The organism is Kamptonema animale CS-326, assembly GCF_028330895.1.
In the GTDB taxonomy this organism is placed as follows: domain Bacteria; phylum Cyanobacteriota; class Cyanobacteriia; order Cyanobacteriales; family Microcoleaceae; genus Kamptonema; species Kamptonema formosum.
In genome coordinates this window covers 1-2,548 of record NZ_JAQMUA010000217.1, presented here as the reverse complement: position 1 = coordinate 2,548, position 2,548 = coordinate 1, and the positions used below count along the sequence as shown (strand labels likewise).

Here is a 2,548-nt window from a genome sequence, read left to right as displayed (position 1 = left end):
TTTCTGACACTTGCTCAATTGCGCGAACGACTGAATCAAGTTTTGGCACAAATCACCCCTGAACAAATCATTTCGTTATCTTCTTACAATTTCATTCTTGAAGCCTTATTCTATGCAGCTTCATATTAAATTGGTATAACAACTCCTGATAAAAATCTAACAACTGCCTAGCCAAGGCCTGATTAGTATAATGAACCATCACCCTTTCATAACCCCGTTTCCCTAAATCCGCCGCTAACTCCGGCACTTCCATCAATTGTATCAAACAATCTCGCAACGCCTCTACATTTCCCTCTGGAAAAACTAACCCTGCATCCCCAATTACATGAGGAATTTCCCCACAATTAGAACCAATTACCGGAACTTTACAAGCCATTGCCTCAATTAAAACATGACCGAATTGTTCTTTCCAACCAACAGCAGTTAAAGTTTTAAACTTATAACTCGTCTCTGATGGCAATACTAATACGTTCATTAAGTTAATATATTCGGGAACCTGATTGTGAGAAACACTTTCTACCCAAATTAATCTGTCATTTATTCCCCATTCTATTGCTTTATCAACTAGATGGGTTCGCAACTCTCCCCGCCCCACTAAAAGCCATTTCCAATTATGTTCTTTTAAATCAGCTAATGCCTTAGCCAGCGTCAATAAACCCTTTTCTTCTACAAATCTACCCACAAATCCTACTACAAAATTTGTAGATTTAATCTCCAATAAATTAGACAATTCAGTATTTTTATAAGCAGGCATAAATAAGTTTTCATCTACGCCTAACTGTGGCATCACTTTAATTATCCCTTGATATCCTCGCTGACGCAATATTTCAGACCCAGCTAAATTTCCCGCAATAATTCCGTCAGTATACTTAAGGTTATAAGCTTCTAACCAAGAAACTGGAAATTTTAATTTATAAGGCAGATTCCACCAAGTAAAAAATATATTCTTTTCCTTCAAACCTAGCAAATAATTGAGTATAATTAACTGAGTGTAGGCAAGGGATTTTGAACCCTGTTCTACTTGGATGATTTGCGGTTTAAACTGCCGCAATAACTTAATTAAATCCCTACCAAACGTGAGTAGTGCTTGATTATTTTGACTAAAATTTGACAGCGGTACTACCTTAAATGAACCTTCTTGATAAAATTGTGTCTCAATAATCTGATTTTGTACTCCTCCTGGCTTCCAACGTCGCGGTACGACAATTATCACCTCAATACCTGGTTCTAGATTGGCTAAAATCTTGAATTTTTCACGGTTTATATCTACAATGTAGGTGTGACTGACAACTAAGATTCTCATCTTTTAGTAATAGGTGATTGGCAAGGTTGCTTGCCCACTAAGTAGTCGGATATAATTAAACGTAGGGTGGGCGCTCGCCACAAAAAGCCTCTAAATCATAGCAGAAGATAGTTGTTGGCGAGCGCCCACCTTACAATTTGCTTACTAATTGCGTAAGTTAGTGTAAATTTGGCCATCAGTCCAAAGGGACATAATCAATGTGAAAATAGCGCTAATAAACCCAAGTATGTAAAAAAATAATCGAGTTATAATCTTAATCGGAGAACCGCTTTTATAGCAAGGCGGATGTCCGAAGACGTGACAATCAAATAACTTGGCAAAAAATCGTAAATTTTGAAAAGGCGTTAAATTTTTTAACCCCATTAGGAAGTGATTGTGGTAGAATGTAACTTGATAGTTGATCGAACGCTGACTAATATCGTGACAGCCGCCAGTCTCTTCTCCTAAGTGAATTAAATAGGCCTCTGGAGCGTACCAAATTTGATAACCTATAGCCTGTAACCTCAAACAAAAATCCGACTCTTCCCGCACTGCACTACCCATAAATCGCTCGTCAAATCTTAATCCATGTTCACTAAAAATCTCCCGACGAAAGGACATATTGCAGCCTCTAGCTGATAATACTTGCTGAGGTTTTACTGTATGTACTAAGTCAATATGATACCAGCCAATCCCTGCATCCATTGCTTCGGGTGGCAAATATTCTATTTTTAAGTCGCCCCCAGAATCATCTAATTTCATTCTATCAAAAACTCGCCCTGCTACTGCTCCGATATTTGGTTTTTCTAAGTAGTTACGTGCATGATTTTCTAGGAAACTATCTGGTAATTGTACGTCATCATCAATAAATAAAATTATATTCCCAAATGCACGCTCTACTGCATAGTTTCGAGCTCCAGGTAAACTCGCCCAATCAACTCGAAACCAGCGGATTTTACCTGTGTCTACTAATTCTTTTAAATAGGATTGAGTTTCGTCTTCGTGGCTGCGAGTTTGATCTACTACTAAAACTTCAAAATCGGGGTAATTTTGTTTTACTACATCTGCTAATGTATCGCGCAAATGTACTTCGCGGTTGTATGTTGGTATGACAACAGAGATGGGAATGGGGAATTTATAATTGGAAATTGGTAATTCGTAAGGGTTCATTGTTATATTTTGGTAATGGCTAATGGCTAATGGCTAATGGCTAATGGCTAATGGCTAATGGCTAATGGCTAATGGCTATTGGCTAATGGCTATTTG

General features: G+C 37.9%; 2 protein-coding genes. Both read right to left on the bottom strand.

What is annotated here, in order from left to right:
• Positions 1–91 precede the first annotated feature (91 nt).
• Positions 92–1,303: a hormogonium polysaccharide biosynthesis glycosyltransferase HpsO gene (hpsO, locus tag PN499_RS12590; RefSeq protein ID WP_272032273.1), complete on the bottom strand. Its 1,212-nt coding sequence runs from the start codon at positions 1,301–1,303 to the stop codon at positions 92–94.
• A gap of 144 nt (positions 1,304–1,447) precedes the next feature.
• Positions 1,448–2,452, bottom strand: a complete 1,005-nt coding sequence (gene hpsN, locus PN499_RS12585) for a hormogonium polysaccharide biosynthesis glycosyltransferase HpsN (protein WP_272032271.1) — start codon at positions 2,450–2,452, stop codon at positions 1,448–1,450.
• Between the last annotated feature and the right edge of the window lie 96 nt (positions 2,453–2,548).

Excerpts from the sequence above, each read along its gene's own strand:
- hpsO (WP_272032273.1), bottom strand. The coding sequence starts at position 1,303 with ATGAGAATCTTAGTTGTCAGTCACACCTACATTGTAGATATAAACCGT.
- hpsN (WP_272032271.1), bottom strand. The coding sequence starts at position 2,452 with ATGAACCCTTACGAATTACCAATTTCCAATTATAAATTCCCCATTCCC.